The 15,945-nt window shown below is 37.6% G+C and carries 13 protein-coding genes; 2 read left to right on the forward strand and 11 right to left on the reverse strand.

What is annotated here, in order from left to right; all coding sequences use genetic code 11:
- Positions 1–86: 86 nt before the first annotated feature.
- Positions 87–689, reverse strand: coding sequence for a thymidine kinase (locus HNQ98_RS04225; RefSeq protein WP_014973815.1), 603 nt, complete (start codon positions 687–689; stop codon positions 87–89).
- 436 nt (positions 690–1,125) lie between these two features.
- On the opposite strand from HNQ98_RS04225, the gene HNQ98_RS04230 reads away from it, so the two are divergent.
- Together HNQ98_RS04230 and HNQ98_RS04235 are read left to right on the forward strand one after the other, a co-directional pair.
- Positions 1,126–2,484 (forward strand): Mur ligase family protein, encoded by a 1,359-nt coding sequence (locus HNQ98_RS04230; protein ID WP_014973814.1) that lies wholly within the window; start codon positions 1,126–1,128, stop codon positions 2,482–2,484.
- Entirely contained in the window at positions 2,484–3,215 is a 732-nt protein-coding gene (locus tag HNQ98_RS04235; protein WP_014973813.1) for a type 1 glutamine amidotransferase, read from the forward strand. The genes HNQ98_RS04230 and HNQ98_RS04235 overlap by 1 nt, the downstream gene beginning before the upstream one ends.
- Before the next feature lie 364 nt (positions 3,216–3,579).
- Here the strand turns inward: HNQ98_RS04235 and kimA are convergent, their stop codons facing one another.
- The 10 genes from kimA to HNQ98_RS04290 form a co-directional block, all read right to left on the reverse strand.
- Complete coding sequence (gene kimA, locus HNQ98_RS04245; RefSeq protein WP_014973811.1) at positions 3,580–5,424, reverse strand: potassium transporter KimA; 1,845 nt, start codon at positions 5,422–5,424, stop codon at positions 3,580–3,582.
- 122 nt (positions 5,425–5,546) lie between these two features.
- Positions 5,547–6,263 carry a gamma-glutamyl-gamma-aminobutyrate hydrolase family protein gene (locus HNQ98_RS04250; RefSeq protein WP_014973810.1) on the reverse strand — a complete coding sequence of 239 codons (717 nt, stop codon included), beginning with the start codon at positions 6,261–6,263 and terminating at the stop codon, positions 5,547–5,549.
- Positions 6,264–6,325: 62 nt separating this feature from the next.
- Positions 6,326–7,924 (reverse strand): peptide ABC transporter substrate-binding protein, encoded by a 1,599-nt coding sequence (locus HNQ98_RS04255; protein ID WP_014973809.1) that lies wholly within the window; start codon positions 7,922–7,924, stop codon positions 6,326–6,328.
- A 113-nt stretch (positions 7,925–8,037) separates the two neighbouring features.
- Entirely contained in the window at positions 8,038–9,327 is a 1,290-nt protein-coding gene (locus tag HNQ98_RS04260; RefSeq protein WP_014973808.1) for an O-acetylhomoserine aminocarboxypropyltransferase/cysteine synthase family protein, read from the reverse strand.
- Between the two features lie 195 nt (positions 9,328–9,522).
- Entirely contained in the window at positions 9,523–10,650 is a 1,128-nt protein-coding gene (locus HNQ98_RS04265; protein ID WP_014973807.1) for a 5-methyltetrahydropteroyltriglutamate--homocysteine S-methyltransferase, read from the reverse strand.
- A gap of 538 nt (positions 10,651–11,188) precedes the next feature.
- Positions 11,189–11,665 carry an S-ribosylhomocysteine lyase gene (locus HNQ98_RS04270; RefSeq protein ID WP_014973806.1) on the reverse strand — a complete coding sequence of 159 codons (477 nt, stop codon included), beginning with the start codon at positions 11,663–11,665 and terminating at the stop codon, positions 11,189–11,191.
- Between the two features lie 2 nt (positions 11,666–11,667).
- Positions 11,668–12,525 (reverse strand): MetQ/NlpA family ABC transporter substrate-binding protein, encoded by an 858-nt coding sequence (locus HNQ98_RS04275; RefSeq protein ID WP_014973805.1) that lies wholly within the window; start codon positions 12,523–12,525, stop codon positions 11,668–11,670.
- A gap of 10 nt (positions 12,526–12,535) precedes the next feature.
- The gene (locus HNQ98_RS04280) at positions 12,536–13,657 is read right to left on the reverse strand and encodes a vitamin B12 independent methionine synthase (protein ID WP_014973804.1); all 1,122 of its coding nucleotides are present in this window, start codon (positions 13,655–13,657) and stop codon (positions 12,536–12,538) included.
- A 19-nt stretch (positions 13,658–13,676) separates the two neighbouring features.
- Positions 13,677–14,816, reverse strand: coding sequence for a trans-sulfuration enzyme family protein (locus HNQ98_RS04285; RefSeq protein ID WP_014973803.1), 1,140 nt, complete (start codon positions 14,814–14,816; stop codon positions 13,677–13,679).
- Entirely contained in the window at positions 14,813–15,922 is a 1,110-nt protein-coding gene (locus HNQ98_RS04290) for a trans-sulfuration enzyme family protein (RefSeq protein ID WP_014973802.1), read from the reverse strand. Before HNQ98_RS04290 ends, HNQ98_RS04285 begins: the two co-directional genes overlap by 4 nt.
- Between the last annotated feature and the right edge of the window lie 23 nt (positions 15,923–15,945).

The following is a 15,945-nucleotide window of genomic DNA, read 5'->3' on the forward strand; positions in this document are numbered from 1 at the left end:
CTCCAGTGTATGTTTTAAACTTAATGCGCTTAAGCTTAAAACATATGATTATTTTATGTACGAGACTAACAGTCTCTTAGGTATATTTATTTAACAGGAAACATATCAGCTATTTTAGCTAAATCTGGATTGAACCAATGCCGACGACAGGTTGGAATATAGGCTTCATCGCCACCAATAAACACTTGCGCCCCTTCACGCTGCGGTTTACCATCAACAATGCGTAGCTGTGTGGTTGCCTTTTTACCACAAAAGGAACAAATTGTTTTCATTTCTTCTAATTTATCAGCTAGCTCAATCAATCGTTTAGAGCCTTCAAACAGATGGTTGAAGGCATCTTGTTTTAAACCAAAAGTCATAACTGGAATGTGTAAATTGTCAACAACATGAGCCAATTGATCAACCTGTTCAGCAGCAAGAAATTGTGCCTCGTCAATTAAGACAACGGCTAAATTATCATCTTTCATGCTTTTGATCAGCTGATATAAATCGGCCTCAGGTTTAACCGCAACCGCCTGCCGTGACAGTCCCATACGACTAGCAACAATCCCCACCCCAGCACGCGTATCAACAATTGGCGTCATCAATAATACTTTGCGCCCTTGCGATTCATAATTATGTGCAACTTTTAAAATCTCAATCGATTTTCCTGAACTCATTGCGCCGTATTCAAAGAATAATTGTGCCATATTTTTAGTGTGTCAACAATCATTTATAAAAACTAGAAACATGCAGATTTTAAGCTATGATACTTGATCAAAACGGCAATATTCTAACTACAAATAACCGAAAACGCAATATCTCCCTTTTTATCAATTTAGATTTATCCTCAGCACTCATGCACCGAGCTTTTATTTTCGTACCACATCAATTGTGTCTGATGTTAACTTAGACGCTACTATCATTTATTATAGCAATTTTTAAGGCAACAAAAAAGCGAATCCTGCTTTTTTGTATTCCAAAATAACGCCATATATATCCTGCCTTTATTTTATTGACTCAAAATTCTTGACAAATCATCAAACCGTTTTAAGTTTGTACCCATTGGTCGAGTTAATTTTTAACCAAAAACACCAACCCTACCCTAGTTCATGGTAAAATGATAGACATGAAAGTGGGGATATTATGACACTTAAAAGTTCACTGGCACGCGCCACAGCCAAAAGTTCTTATTGGGTTTTGCGACACATTTTGCATCGCGGTGGGACAAGTTTACCTGGTAAACTAGCTGTGGCTATTGACCCAGATATTTTAAAAACAATACAACAAGACTTTGACTTAATTATCGTCACTGGCACAAATGGTAAGACGTTAACGACAGCATTAATTACACGTGTTTTACAAGCTGGTGGTTATGAGGTAATTACTAATCCTTCTGGATCCAATATGATCCAAGGTATTACCGGTACTTTAGTAACTACCAAAGTCAAATCATCACCTAATGGCAAAAAGCCACTTGCTGTGCTTGAAGTTGATGAAGCCAATGTCGAAAAAATTACAAATGCTATCCACCCAAAAATGTTTGTCTTAACAAATATTTTTCGGGATCAACTTGATCGCTATGGTGAAATCTACACGACTTATGATAAAATCATTGCTGGTATTAAAAACGCACCTGATGCGCTCGTTTTAGCTAATGGTGACTCGCCGATTTTTACACGTGGTGACTTTACCAATACCCGTCGCTACTTTGGCTTTAATCATATCAACCCGACAGACTTTAAGCCTGCAGTTGCCCCTATTAATACCGACGGTATTCTATCACCGACGGATCATTCTGTTCTACACTATGATTTTATTACCTACGCTAACCTGGGTAAATATTTTAGTACTACAGACCAGTTTGCACGTCCAGAACTGAAATACCAAGTGACAAGTGTTGATCAATTAACGCCGAAATATTCACAATTCAGCATTGATAATACCCCTTTACGGATTGAAATTGGTGGATTGTATAATATATATAACGCTTTAACGGCTTTTTCTGTGGGACGGGAGTTTGGTGTTACGCCCGCACAAATCAAAAAAGCATTTGAATCTAACGCTCAGATATTTGGCCGTCAAGAAGCTATCAACGTTGATGGCAAAGATGTCACCATTGTGTTAATCAAAAATCCTGTTGGGGCAAATTCAGTCATCGATATGATGCTAACCGAAACAGATGAATTTTCACTATTAGCACTGTTAAATGCCAACTATGCTGACGGTATTGATACCAGTTGGATATGGGATGCTGAATTTGAAAAGCTGCACCATACTAACATTAAAGCCGTTGCTACTGGTGGTGAACGCTACCAAGATCTACGCGTACGTTTGAAGATGGCTGGTTTTGCTGAACAAGCCGTTTATGAAGATTTAACTAAAATTGTTGCTGCAATTAAAGCGCTCCCAACAAAAAAAGTTTACATCGCTGCAACTTACACAGCTATGCTCCAATTGCGTGAGCAATTAAAAGCTGCTGGTTATATCAAGGGAGGTTTCTGATGGCTAATTATGATATTTCTGTCGCTCACTTGTATGGTAATTTGATGAACACTTATGGCGACTACGGTAACATCATCGCCCTGACCTACTATGCTAAACAAATTGGGGTTACAGTCGATTACCACTTAGTCTCCCTTAATGATCATTTTGACCCTGAGACATATAATTTTGTTTTATTTGGTGGCGGACAAGATTACGAAGAAACAATTGTCGCTCATGATTTAAAAACAAAAGCTGAACAAATCAAGACATACATTGAAAACGATGGCCCACTATTGGCAGTATGTGGTGGTTTCCAGCTGTTAGGGCATTACATGATTATGGCAGATGGCACCAAAGTTGATGGTATCGGGGTCATGGATCACTATACAACTAACATGCACGATGACAAAATCACTATTTTAAATGGTAAACGACTCACAGGTAATATTGTTATTAAAAACAATGATACTGGAGAAACCTATCATGGCTTTGAAAATCATCAAGGTCGCACTTTCTTAGGTAAAAGTGAACGTGCGTTAGGCACTGTCATTTCCGGTAATGGTAACAACGGCTTAGATAAAACTGAAGGTGTCATTTATCGAAATGTCTATGGTTCGTACTTTCATGGCCCAATCTTTACCAGAAATGGTAATCTAGCCAAACGAGTTCTAGCTACCGCTTTATCAAAAAAATACCCTAATGTTAATTGGTCTGAAAAATTAAGTCAAATTGATACAGAAACATTTTAACAATGATAATAATTAAAAACCAGCAGATGTCTTTTGGAAAACATCTGCTGGTTTTTGAATTGATTTCACATTAAACACTTGACATCAACATGACTGTTACTCTTTATCCTGTGTTAATTTTTCATTTCGTTTACTGGCTTTAACTTTATTAACCTCGCGATGGTACCAACGCATAATCATCACTAACCCAATTGTAGAGATTAGCATTGCAATGACCACCCAAACAAAAAATAAAATTAATTTCATATCTTGTGACATTATCATAGTTCACACAGATGTTTTCACAAAATCTATGTGTGATTCCTTTCAAATTAATTCATTTATATACACAACCCAAAGGGTTGTTCAACCGACACAGCAAAGTTCACTCTGACAAATGGTAATAGTATGTTGAAACTGATATATCTTCTCTTGCAGCAAAAGCTGCACGTAAACGTAATGAATTTTGGTTGTGCAAAATATTTTGCCAAGGTTTCTTAGGAACAAATTGTGGCACTAAGACAGTCACTGAATGATTCCGCTTTTGTGATTGTTTGACGACAGCGTCAACGAAACTCAATGCTGGTTTCACAATTGAACGATAAGATGAATGAATATCAACATAGCGAACATCCGGAAAATCATTCTTAAATTGTGTTGCCGTTTTCAATTCTTTTTTGGGATTAACATCAAAGCTAACGTGCATGGCGACAACATAATCACCAATGGATTGTGCGTAATCAATCGCTTCCGTAGTCACTTTTGTAATATTAGAAACTAACACAATAACCGTTGCCCCATCATAGTGGTGGCGCACAGCATTATCATTATTAGCATAAGAGAGTTTCAACTGACGTGCAATGCTAATGTAATGATGCCTGATTCTCAAGAATACATATAAAACTGTTGGCATAATCAATAGGTACGGCCAGACATGTTCAATACGTGTGGCAAATAGCGTGATAACCAACACAGCTGAAATAAATGCCCCAACAAAATTAATAAAGGCTTTAAACAGCCAGTTTTGGGGCTTTTTACGCCACCAATGAATAATCATTCCCGATTGAGACAAAGTAAATGGCACAAACACACCAACGGCATATAGTGGAATTAAAGCATCCGTTGACCCATGGAAAATAACTATTAAAATAGCAGCACCCAGCGCCAAAGATAAAATACCGTTCGAATAGCCGAGACGATCACCACGATCCATGTACAAATGTGGTAAATATTTATCACGGGCTAAATTCAAAGCCAACATGGGAAATGCTGAAAAGCCAGTATTAGCAGCAACGGCCAAAATCAATGCTGTTGCCAATTGGACAATATAAAAGCCAACACCATAGCCACCAAATGTTTTCGCAGCAATTTGCGATAACACAGTTGAATGTACATTTGGTTTAATACCATACCAATAACTCAAAAATGTAATACCACCAAAAAACACTGCTAATATTAAAGCCATTGCTGCAAGCGTTGCCGCTGCATGCTTCTCTTTTGGTGCTTTGAAGTTTGGTACAGCATTTGAAATCGCTTCGACACCTGTCAGGGATGATGAACCACTAGAGAATGCCCGCATGAATAAGACAAACGATAAACCAGAAAAGCTTGTGCCAATTCTAGTCGTTGCTTGATAAGGTAATTGGCCCGTCACTGCTTGAAATAATCCCCATAAAATCATCACGATCAATACGCAGATGAAAAAATAAACAGGAAACATCAAAAAATTAGCACTTTCACGTAAGCCACGCAAATTCATCCCTGTTAACAGAATAACAACCACAATAGATAGTGGCACCGTAAATGGTAAAATCGCAGGAAATGCTGCTGTGACAGCATCTGCAGCTGCTGAAGCTGAAACAGCCACCGTTAACATATAATCAACTAATAATGATCCACCAGCAACTAACCCCGCTTTTGGCCCCCAATTTTCACTTGCAACAGCATACGCCCCGCCACCAGAAGGATAAGCGTGGATAATTTGCCGATAACTCATTACAATAGCCGCCAGTAATACTAACACCAATAAAGCAATGGGAATTTGTAGCCATAATGCTGCCGCTCCTGCTATAAACAAAGCAGTTGTGATAGATTCAGTACCATAAGCCACTGATGACAAAGCATCTGACGATAATAATGCCAATGCTTTAGTTTTAGACAAAGATTGACCACCCTCATCAAGTGTTTTTAGTGGCTTTCCAATTAAGATGCGTTTGATATTTTCAAACATATCATTTCTCTCAATACAATTATTTATTACTCAACATATTGTACGCTACTTTATCATAATAAAAAAGACGTCTATATGACGACTCTGTAACAATACGAACCATTATGAATAACATGACATATTTAAATCTTAGCCACAAAAGCATTAAATAGTTTCTGGGTTTCTGGGTGCGCCATCAGCAACATTTCAGGATGCCATTGTACGGCATAAAGGTGACGTAATTCATCCGAAAAAGCTTCAATCACGCCATCTGTACTTGTGGCATCTAACGTTAACCCTTCTGCTAAATCCTTGACAGCTTGATGATGAAATGAGTTAACCAAAGCCGTTTCATCCACTACACCATCTAACCAACTATGCCCTTGCCACACTAAGTGATGCGTTGGCATGTACCATTTCGTTGGATATTGATTATGTTTTACTGTCATACCCGCATACTGGCTTGGTAAATCCTGATACAATGTACCACCCAATGCGACATTAATTACCTGCAAACCACGGCAAATACCAAAAATGGGCTTTTCTTGACGAATAGCTTCTCTAACTAACGCCAACTCAAAATCATCTCGTCCATGATCAATCTCAGCTAATTTCAAATGTGGCTCTTCACCAAAATACTCAGGTGAAACATCTTGTCCACCAGCAAGCAATAAGGCATCAACTGTGTTGATATAATCTTCTGCTAACTTAGTGTCACCAATGGGCAATATGATGGGTAATGCACCAGCATTTGCTACACCGTCAATGTAATTTTTCTGCATATAATCAACGTAGTTTGTGCCGAACCGTGGGTTAGCATGCAATACATTATTAGATGGAATACCAATTTTTTTAACCATTTTTATATCCTTATTTTAAACTAATTAATCCTAGTCGTAACTAAAATAATTATATGTCATCATTATTTGGCATATTTATAATTTTGATAACCAACCAATGGGTAATGAAGATTTTTAACCGTTTTGCTTTGCAAATGGACGTTTGATGCTTGGTACAATGGTGTCACACCATTTTCTTCATTATTAATTCTAGCTGCTTCTCGTTGTAACTTGTATCGTGCGTCATTTGCCTCATTATGGCGGTTAATTTGTTCGTAAACTTTATCATACGCCTTATTTTCCCAATTTGTAAAGTTGATGGCTCCCTTCGAATAAGGAATATCTAAGAAGTCAATAGGATCATCATAATCCGTTGACCAAGATAACGTACCTGCCTGAAAATTGTGATTATTGAAAGCAGCAATTTCAGCATTTAAAGGTAAACGATGTAAATTAATGACCACATTTGGTAATGTGGATTCAATGCTCTGCTTCAAAAAGGTACCTACTGCCTTATAAGAATCAGTATCAGCTGTATTCAATGTGATTTCAATTTTTTGCTGACCTAATTCTGCTTGCGCTTTTTTGAAATATACCCGTGCCTCAGATTGATTATACGGTAACGATAGCCCATCATTCAAATCTTTACCAGCAATTTCAACTTCACCACTTGGCACAATTGACTTAGCGGCTGTCGAGCCATCCCCTAATGCTTCTTTAGCTAATTCCTGACGATTAATCGACAAACTAATCGCCTTTTTTAGGTTTGTATTACTTGCTATTTTATCCTTGGCATTCCATACAATAAACGCAACACGACCTGCAGCTGTTTGCTTAATTTCGTCAGCATTTGTCTTTTTAATATCAGATAATACACTACCTGAAATTGCTGCTTCATCAACATTTTTCGTTTGGAATTGTTTAGCAGCTAGTGTTGCATCACTAATTTGTGTGGCTTTAATTGTATTATAATGTACATTTTTGGCATCACGGTAATGCTTATTTTTAGCAAATTCCCAAGTTGTTGATGACTGGTTCCATTTTTTGATCGTGTAGGCACCATTTGATACAGTAGTAGCTGCAGTTTGTCCGTACTTTTTGCCATATTCCTTCACTTTGTCAGGATTAATGGGATATAGTTGATTAGCTAAAATAAAATTAAAGTAAGGTACTGGATGTGATAACTTGATCTTAACTGTCTGTTTATCCACAGCTTCAATACCTAATTTATCCAGACTTCCCTTGTGATTATATACCTCGTCATAGCCTGCAATATCCTTAAAATGATTTGCACGTGTTGATTTTGTTTTTGGATCAACTTGTCGCTTAACAGATGCTACGAAGTCCTGTGCTGTTAAATCACTACCATCTGACCATTTTTGACCGTTCTTTAAATGAATTGTATAAGTTGTGTCATTTTGTGTTGGTTTAACGATTTCTTTAGCAGCACCAGCAATAATTTTACCGTTTTCATCAGTTGTGTAAAGGCCTTCTAACGTTTGAACTTCAGCCCAATTAGCCCCTATATCGTCAGCATAATTAGGATCTAATGTTGAAATATTATTCTGCGTTGCGATCCGCAAAATTGCCTTATCAGGTGACTGCCTATTTTGCACAGCCATCACAATTCCACCAATGACTAACACCGCCACTACAGCACCAATAATTGTCTTTTTACCCATCTTCGTCTCTCCATGCTTGCACTGTTAATTGCTTAATGCTTTATAATACCATATTACAAACGTGACTGCCGTTTTTAGCGCTTGTAGTCAATCTAGTAAATTATCTCAAACTTTTAAACCGTTGCTAACCCCTCTTGCAATGCTGTAATTAAATCATCAACATTTTCAATACCAATTGACAAGCGAATCAAATCTGGTGTGATACCAGCCAACGCCAATTGTTCGTCACTTAACTGGGCGTGCGTTGTTGATTTTGGATGAATAATCAAGGATTTAGCATCACCAACATTGGCGAGCAACGAGAAAATATCTAAATGATTAATCAATGTTTTGGCACCCTCTTCGCCTTGTTTCAATCCAAAGGTGAAAATAGAACCCACACCTTTTTCAAAATACTTATCAGCCAGCGGCTTGTAGGGTGACGTTGGTAGCTCAGGGTAGCTCACCCAGGCTACTTTGTCATGCTGATTTAAAAAGGCGACAATTTTTCGTGTATTTTCAACATGACTTTCAACACGCAAAGATAGTGTTTCTAGACCTTGAATTAAGTAAAAGGCTGACTGAGGTGATAACGTAGCACCTGTATCACGTAAATATTCTGCTCGAATTTTTGTAACAAATGCGCCTGCACCTAAATCTGCCCATACTAACCCATTGTAAGATGGCGTTGGCTGTGTGAAATCAGGATAGCGACCAGAAGCAGCATAGTCAAAATCACCCTTTTCAACAACCACCCCGCCTAAGGTAGTACCATGACCACCAATAAATTTGGTTGCAGAGTGGACGACAACATCAATCCCATAATCAAGTGGTCGTGTTAAAAATGGTGTTGCAAAAGTCGAATCAACAATTGAAATAATACCGTGTTTCTTAGCTATAGCTGCCACAGCTTCAAAATCTATAATATTAAGTTTAGGGTTCCCTAAACTTTCAAAGAAAATAACTTTGGTATTATCTTGAATAGCGTCTTCAAAGTTTTGAGGCTCATCAGGATCAACAAATGTTGTTTCAATACCTAGTTTTTTCAAGGTTTCTGAAAATAGTTCAACTGTACCACCATATAAAGTTGATGCTGCAACAATATGATCCCCACTACCGGCAATATTTAAAATTGCAGCTGTTACTGCAGCAGCTCCAGAAGCTAACGAGATGGCTGCTGCACCATTTTCTAGTGATGCCACACGCGTTTCAAAAATTGCATTGGTTGGATTGGTCAACCGGCCATAAATATTTCCAGCATCTGTCAGTGCAAAACGGCCAGCGGCCTCTTTAGTATCTTTAAAAACATACGATGCTGTTTGGTAAATTGGTACTGCTCGGGCGCCCGTTGCAGAATCGGGATTTTCTTGCCCTGCATGAAGTTGGCGTGTTTCGAATGCATATTGCTTATCTAATTTTGTCATGTTTTATCCATTTCCTATTCTCAAATTGGTGACTTCAAAGTATCGGGTGACAAGTAGACATTCGACAATAAACCAATCCTGTTCCGAGCAATGTACTGAGCGCTCGCGTAATTTCAAAAAATCGTCGTGGTGTTATTTTCTGCATATTGCATTTGCTCCTTTTTAAAATTATGTACGACGGTCTCCCGTCATTTGTTAACCCCAGATCTCATCTAGGATTTCTTTTACTAACCTTATTTTTTCCCATTGCTGTTGTTCTGTTAATACATTTCCTTCTTCAGTCGATGCAAAGCCACATTGTGTTGATAGCCAGAGACGATCTAATGGTAAGTATTGTGTCGCTTCATGGATACGATCAATAATAGTTTGCTTATCTTCTAATTCACCATTTTTGGTTGTGATTAATCCCAATACGACACGCTTGTTACCTGATACTTTCGCTAACGGTTCAAAACTACCTGCGCGTTCTGAATCATATTCCAAGAAATAATTTGATACATTCTCGTGACCAAATAGTTCATCGGCCACTTTATCATAACCACCAGTTGCAGCCCAATCAGAATGATAATTACCACGGCAAATATGTGTATTAATCGTTAAATCTGTTGGTAAATTTTCAATAGCGCCATTATTCAACTCCAAATATACTTGTTTCATTTCATCAATATCAAATCCAGCACCGGCCATTGTTGTCCAAAATTGTGAATCAACAAGCATACCCCAAGTACAGTCATCTAATTGTACTGTACGAGCACCAGCTTCATATAAAGCTAGAATTTCTTCATGATAAACACGTTTGATATCTTCATAAAGTGCCTCATTCGATTCATAAAACTTTGAGATTGTTTCAGCATTCACGCCACGCACTAACTCAGCGTAGAATTGTGAAGGCGCGGGAATTGTAATTTTAGCTTCTACTCCAGCTTCATCAGCAATAGTTTTCAAAAACTTGAAGTGTTGAATAAACGGATGTGTTTCAGCATTGAAACTTAATTTCCCTGACAAACGCGCTGAATCATCTCGTGTTTCTTCATGAGCAAAGAAATAGCCTTCCCCATAATTAAAATGCTCGATGCCTCCAAAACCCCAGAAATTATCCAAATGCCAATATGACCGACGGAACTCACCGTCAGTAACAACGTCCAAACCTGCAGCCGCTTGCTTTTTAACTAAATCAATAATTGCAATATCTTCAACAGCGGTCAATTCCTGCTGTGTTAAACTTCCGGCCGCAAATCTTTCTCGTGCTTGCTTTAATTCAACTGGCCTCAAAAATGAGCCAACATGTTGAAAACCAATTTTTTGTAATGTATTTGTCGTCATAATTACTGTCCTTAAATTTATTATTATTTTGTGTTGTAAGCAATATAATTTAAAATTGGATCAATTGCCAACTTGAGCACTACTACCATGTAAAAACACAGCAGTCATCACCTTATTCATATGTAAGTAATATACTTGACGGTATTGAATGCGCATTATTGCCTCCTTTTTATTTACTGATACCACTATTTAGAAACAATAAAAAACCGCAGTCTAAATTTAGACTGCGGGACGACATCTCGTGTTACCACCCGGGGTTCATGCACTACTTGAGTAGATACACCTCATTATCAATCATCAAATTGCTATACTAACACAATATTGAGAATTGATGTCGCTGTAACGGGCGCTCCCGGTTATTGCTTGTATCTTGATAATTAACTCACAACAACGATAACTCCAAGACCATTTTCTTGATGTCGCGTTGCTCATTTTCACCAACCATAAGCTCTCTGTTTAACGCTATATCAATACTTATCTCTTCTTAGTTATAAACATCATATTATAAACTCATCAAATTGTCAATTAACTATCATTTTTAGACAATTTTACGTTCAAATGCATCACTAGAAATGCCTTGTGCCAAAATAATTTTTGCCCATTCTTTAGCTGAATGTAAACTATGATCCTTGAAATTACCGCAACTCTCAATTTCAGCTGCTGGTATTTCTGTCACTTCATCGCTAACAATTTTCTCAAGAACTTTCTTGAATACTTTTGCTAATGTTTCAGAATCATAATTAATCCATGAAATAACGTGAAAACCTGTACGGCAACCAAATGGTGACATGTCAATAATACCGTCAATTTCATCGCGAACAAGCCCTGCAAATAAATGCTCTAATGTATGTAGACCACCCGTCTCAATAGATGTTTCATTAGGTTGTGTTAAACGCAAATCGTAGTTAGTGATGCTACCACCATTTGGACCTTCTTGTGTTTCAATTACTCGCACGTAAGGTGCCTTTACTTTTGTATGGTCCAATGTAAAACTTTCAACAACTGTTTCTGACATAATTATTCTCCTTTAAGATAAGATATTGGTTTGATGACTTCTGTCTTCGTACCATGATACTTTTTGTCAATATACTGCTGGGATGCTTTTGCGCGGTACAGCGTCACCAGTTTTTTATATGTTTTGTTATTTTTATTCTTAGCCGCGGTTACTATTATATTAACATTAGAACTGGTGTGATTGTTAATATGTTCATAATAAATTGCATCTTTTAAAACATTTAAACCTGCCGCTTGGGAAACAGAATTTGAAATCAACACTGCATCAACACCATTATCATGTAATAAACGGCCACCAGTTGTGTCATCAATTTCTTTAAATTTAAAATGATGTGAATTTGACTTTATTTTTTCTAATCCATCTAGAGCACCAACATCTTTATCTAGCGCAATTAATCCTGCATCTTCTAATAATTTCAATCCACGCGCCTCGTCTGCTAAGTCTCTGGCAATAGCAATAGTGGCACCATCAGGAATATCTCTAACACTTTTATATTTAGTCGAATAAATACCCAGTGGTTCCAAATATGTCGTGCCCAAAGCCGCTAGTTTACCATCTTTTGAATCTTTGTTAAATGCTTGAAAATAGCTATAAGATTGAAAAGCATTAACATCAACTTGACCTTCTGCAGTTGCTTTATTTAGAGTTAACCCATCAGTAAATTCTTTAACTTGAATATTTAAATTTAATTTCTTAGCTTCATCACTTTTTGCCAGATGACGCCAAATATCCGCATCACTCGTTACCGATCCTAATGTAATAACATTTGATTTTTGACTATAACCCTTAACAGTATAACCAACGATACCAATAATTATTACAATGATAGCAATAACACTGACCCATATTTTTTTTGACATAAATTAATCCCTATACAAACTGTTCATCTGCAATACGTTTGATCAACGCCAACTTTTTCCATTGGTCTGGAATTGTCAAAATATTGCCTTCTTCAGTAGAAGAAAAGCCACACTGTGTCGAAAGTGCTAATTGACTTTTAGGCACAAACTTTGCTGCTTCGTTAATACGTGCCACCACATCATCAACTTTTGCCAAGTCAGCCGATTTAGAGGTTAATAAGCCCAGTACAATTGCCACATTATTTCGACCGTTATAGATATCTTTTAACGGTTCAAAGCCACCCGAACGGTCATTATCATACTCTAAAAAGAACGCATCATAATTCAATTGACCTAAATACTTAGCCACTGCTTCATATCCACCTTCAAACAAATAAGTTGATTTAAAATTTCCACGACAAACATGAGTCGATAATTTTAAGTCAGATGGTAATCCAGCTAAGGCTTTGTTAATAACATATACATCATCTTGAGCTGTTTTTTCAAATTGTGCACGTGCTGCCGCATTATCTGCATTAGCGTTAAGTTGTGCAATCAAATAGCCCCAAGTTGTGTCATCAAGCTGTATGTAACGCGCACCAAGATCATAAAAATGTTGTAACGTATCATGATAAGCTAATGCTAAATCGTCCAAAAAGTCTTCCCATGTCGCATAGTATTCAGACCACAAGTCAGACCGATGGTCACGATTAATAATTAAGCTAGGTGATGGTATCGTTTGCTTAGGTTCCACACCTTCTGGCACAATCGATTGCAAGTACTGGAAGTCTTTAAAAAACGGATGTTCTAAATTTGCATGTACTTTACCATTTAATCGAATATTAGTTGAACGTGTTTTTTCGCCATGAAATTTGTACGAGTCTTCTTGATCATAAAACTCAAACCCACCAAGTTGACCCAAGAAATCTAAGTGCCACCATGAACGATTAAATTCGCCGTCTGTTACAGCTTGCAATCCCACTGCCACTTGTTTATCAACCAGCTTTTTAATTTCAGTGTGTTGAACTGCTAATAGCTCCTCATGGGTAATTTTACCCTCATCATAGGCTGCACGTGCCTGTTTCAAATTTTCAGGTCGTAAATATGAACCCACTTGATCAAAACAATAGTTTAACTTACCTGCAATTGTCATTTAATAAACTCCTCTTTTTTTAAATTAATGTTAAAGCATGCTCTAAATCAGCAATCAAATCAGCAACATCTTCTAATCCAACCGAAAACCTTAACAATCCTGGCGTAATACCTGTATTAGCTAATTCTTCTGGATTTAATTCAGCGTGACTCATTTTTGGTGGATAACTAATAATTGATTCTACCGCACCGAGACTCACTGAAAATGCTGGAATAGTTAATGCTGATACGACTTTTCTTGCGTTATCTTCAGAACCGACATCGAAACTCAACACTGCGCCACCACTTTTAGCTTGTATCGCATGAATATTGTGACCTGGATGTCTTGCCAACCCAGGATATAAGACTCGTGTCACTTTATCATGTTGCAATAGATAATCCGCTATTTTTTGTGCTGACTGACTAGAATGCGTCATACGTACACCCAATGTTTTGATGCCACGGAGCAATAACCATGTATCTAACACACCAAGCGTTGCACCAACGGCATTTTGAATAAAATAAATTTTATCTGCCAAAGTCTGATTATTCGTCACAACTGCGCCCGCTAAAATATCTGAATGTCCCGCCAAAAACTTGGTGGCTGAATGAACGACAACATCAACACCCAAATCTAACGGTTTTTGTAAAAATGGTGATAAAAATGTATTATCAGCAATAGTTATCAACTGATGACGTTTTGCGATGGCAACAACACCCTTGATATCGGTAATGCTCAATACTGGATTTGATGGTGTTTCAATATATAGCGCTTTTGTATTCGGTTGAATGGCATGTTCAACCGCTTCTAAATCACTAAAATCAACAAAATCATGGGTGATACCCCAACGTGGTAAAATATCTTCTACAACACGGAAAGTACCACCATAGACTTTCTTGCTGACTACAATGTGATCTCCAACCGATAAAGTGAACAAAACACCACTAATAGCCGCCATACCGGTACTGTACAAATACCCATATTGTCCATGTTCGAGCTTGGCAATCGCTTGTTCACCCGCTTCACGCGTTGGATTTCCTGATCTTGCATAGTCGAACTGACCAAACTCATCCCACGATTTTTGATTAAATGTTGAGCTCAACTGAATAGGCGTATTAATGGCACCAGATAAAGGATCATGTACCGTTGTTGCTTGAATAAGATCTGTCCAATCGCTCATAATTTAGCACCCCCAATAGCTTGTTTAAGATCATCTAATATGTCATCTTTATCTTCAAGGCCAACACTGATACGTACCAATTGATCAGTTATACCCAGTGCTTCACGCTGGTCAAGTGCCATATCATGATGCGTTTGTACGGCTGGGATTGTAATCAAAGTTTCTGGGCCACCCAGGCTCTCAGCAAACGAAGCAATTTTAAGGCCTTTTAGGAAAGCATCAACATCATAATCTTTATCTAAGTAAAAGCTTATCATACCACCAATACCGGCATACAAGACCTTTTCAACACCTGTAACATCTCGCAACTTATCAGCGATATAATGACCATTTTCATTATGGCACGCCATACGCAAGTGCAAAGTTTTTAAACTGCGAATGAGTAACCATGAACTAAATGGATCCAATACTTGACCACGTGTGACTAATTTTGTTTCCAATAAACTTGATAATTCATCACTACCAGCAATTACCGCACCAGCCAAAATATCATTATGACCACCTAAATATTTTGTCGCAGAATGTACAACGATATCTGCACCCAATAAGAGTGGCTGTTGAAATATTGGTGTCAAAAATGTATTATCAACGGCAATTATAATTTCAGGATACTGTGCTTTGACTTTCTGACTTAATTGTTTGATATCAATTATTTTCATGGTAGGATTTGATGGTGTTTCTAGCCATATCAGTTTAGTTTCTGGTTTAATTTGTTTTAAAATATCATCTTGACCATTCCAAACATCATATTGCACAGCACTTGTGACCACGATATCATCAAAATAGCGATATGTACCACCATACAGGTCGTTACTAGTGATGAAATGATCGCCAGTTTTTATCAGAGCAGAGAAAACTAAATCAATCGCTGCCATACCTGAACTTGTGGCAAACCCTTGAACGCCTTGCTCTAAAACAGCTAATTGTTCTTCTAATAACTGTCTTGTTGGCGTGTTTAACCGTGCATAATCAAACCCTGAAGACTGACCTAACCCCGGGTGGCGATATGCTGTAGAAAAATATAGTGGATTTGAGATCGCACCGGTTTTAACATCATCGGTTGCATTACCCCCTTGGGCTAAAATTGTATTAATATTTTTTATCATGATATTTTCTTTCAAATTATTTA

This window comes from Leuconostoc carnosum (assembly GCF_014207505.1).
GTDB classification, from domain to species: Bacteria; Bacillota; Bacilli; order Lactobacillales; family Lactobacillaceae; genus Leuconostoc; species Leuconostoc carnosum.

Excerpts from the sequence above, each read along its gene's own strand:
- kimA (WP_014973811.1), bottom strand. The coding sequence starts at position 5,424 with ATGTTTGAAAATATCAAACGCATCTTAATTGGAAAGCCACTAAAAACA.
- HNQ98_RS04270 (WP_014973806.1), bottom strand. The coding sequence starts at position 11,665 with ATGTCAGAAACAGTTGTTGAAAGTTTTACATTGGACCATACAAAAGTA.
- HNQ98_RS04265 (WP_014973807.1), bottom strand. The coding sequence starts at position 10,650 with ATGACGACAAATACATTACAAAAAATTGGTTTTCAACATGTTGGCTCA.
- HNQ98_RS04280 (WP_014973804.1), bottom strand. The coding sequence starts at position 13,657 with ATGACAATTGCAGGTAAGTTAAACTATTGTTTTGATCAAGTGGGTTCA.
- HNQ98_RS04285 (WP_014973803.1), bottom strand. The coding sequence starts at position 14,816 with ATGAGCGATTGGACAGATCTTATTCAAGCAACAACGGTACATGATCCT.
- HNQ98_RS04275 (WP_014973805.1), bottom strand. The coding sequence starts at position 12,525 with ATGTCAAAAAAAATATGGGTCAGTGTTATTGCTATCATTGTAATAATT.
- HNQ98_RS04230 (WP_014973814.1), top strand. The coding sequence starts at position 1,126 with ATGACACTTAAAAGTTCACTGGCACGCGCCACAGCCAAAAGTTCTTAT.
- HNQ98_RS04260 (WP_014973808.1), bottom strand. The coding sequence starts at position 9,327 with ATGACAAAATTAGATAAGCAATATGCATTCGAAACACGCCAACTTCAT.
- HNQ98_RS04235 (WP_014973813.1), top strand. The coding sequence starts at position 2,484 with ATGGCTAATTATGATATTTCTGTCGCTCACTTGTATGGTAATTTGATG.
- HNQ98_RS04250 (WP_014973810.1), bottom strand. The coding sequence starts at position 6,263 with ATGGTTAAAAAAATTGGTATTCCATCTAATAATGTATTGCATGCTAAC.
- HNQ98_RS04225 (WP_014973815.1), bottom strand. The coding sequence starts at position 689 with ATGGCACAATTATTCTTTGAATACGGCGCAATGAGTTCAGGAAAATCG.
- HNQ98_RS04290 (WP_014973802.1), bottom strand. The coding sequence starts at position 15,922 with ATGATAAAAAATATTAATACAATTTTAGCCCAAGGGGGTAATGCAACC.
- HNQ98_RS04255 (WP_014973809.1), bottom strand. The coding sequence starts at position 7,924 with ATGGGTAAAAAGACAATTATTGGTGCTGTAGTGGCGGTGTTAGTCATT.